Source organism: Agrobacterium sp. 16-172Ci, assembly GCF_053522725.1.
Map to the genome: position 1 here is coordinate 1 of NZ_JBNWBW010000064.1, position 1171 is coordinate 1171.

1 protein-coding gene and 1 pseudogene are annotated in these 1171 nt (G+C 60.9%); both read right to left on the reverse strand.

Annotation, left to right across the window (positions count from 1 at the left end; all coding sequences use genetic code 11):
- Positions 1–997 (reverse strand): ABC transporter ATP-binding protein (locus ACQZ40_RS25690; RefSeq protein WP_448748911.1); only part of this gene is annotated, 997 nt, incomplete at its 3' end.
- A 12-nt stretch (positions 998–1009) separates the two neighbouring features.
- Positions 1010–1171: pseudogene (locus ACQZ40_RS25695) on the reverse strand (carbohydrate ABC transporter permease); the annotation flags it as partial.

Sequence of the window (1171 nt, forward strand, 5' to 3'; positions counted from 1 at the left end):
ATATCGCCACACCCTTTTCATCGAACCTGTGGATCTTGGTGTCATCGGGCGTGATGAAGACGGTATCGCCGTGTTTGCACTCAAACTCGCCGTCCGTGCGGGCAGTAATCGGCCCGATGCCTGACACTTCGAGATGCAGGAAGGTATCCGATCCGAGATGTTCGGCGACGGTGACCTTGCCCTGCCACAGCCCACTTTCCTTCGACAGCACCAGATGCTCCGGCCGCACCCCGGCGGTGGTGGCATTCTTGCTGCGGGCGTAATCGCCGGTGATGAGGTTCATGCGCGGTGAGCCGATGAAGCCGGCGACGAAGAGGTTGGCGGGGGAGCGGTAAAGCTCCATCGGCGAGCCGACCTGCTCGATATTGCCGCGGTTGAGCACGACGATCTTGTCGGCCATGGTCATGGCTTCCACTTGGTCGTGGGTGACGTAGATCATCGTCGTCTTCAGCGTGTTGTGCAGCTCGGAGATTTCCAGCCGCATGGTGCCGCGCAGCGCCGCATCGAGGTTGGAAAGCGGTTCGTCGAACAGGAAGGCGGAAGGTTCGCGCACGATGGCGCGGCCGATGGCGACACGCTGGCGCTGGCCGCCCGACAGCTGCGAGGGCCGGCGCTCGAGATAGTCGGTAAGGTTCAGCACCCTTGCGGCGTCTTCGACCTTTTTATCGATGATCGCCTTGTCGAGCTTGGCCATCTTCAGCGGGAAGGCGATGTTGTTCCTGACACTCATATGCGGATAAAGCGCATAGGACTGGAACACCATGGCAAGGCCGCGCTCGGCCGGCGCCTTTTCCGTCACATCCTTGCCGTCGATGACGATCTTGCCGCCGGAGACGTCCTCCAGCCCGGCAATCAGGCGCAAAAGCGTGGACTTGCCGCAGCCGGAGGGACCGACGAAGACGACGAACTCGCCGTCATGGATATCGAGATCGATCGACGGGATGACCTTTGCCTCACCGAAGAGCTTGGACACGTTCTGAAGGGAAATGCTGCCCATGTTTGTCGTTCCTTATTTCACGGCGCCAAAGGTCAGGCCACGCACGAGTTGTTTCTGCGAGAACCAGCCGATGACGAGAATGGGGGCGATCGCCATCATCGAGGCGGCCGAGAGTTTTGCCCAGAACAGCCCCTGCGGACTTGAGAAGGAGGCGATGAAGGCCGTCAGCGGGGC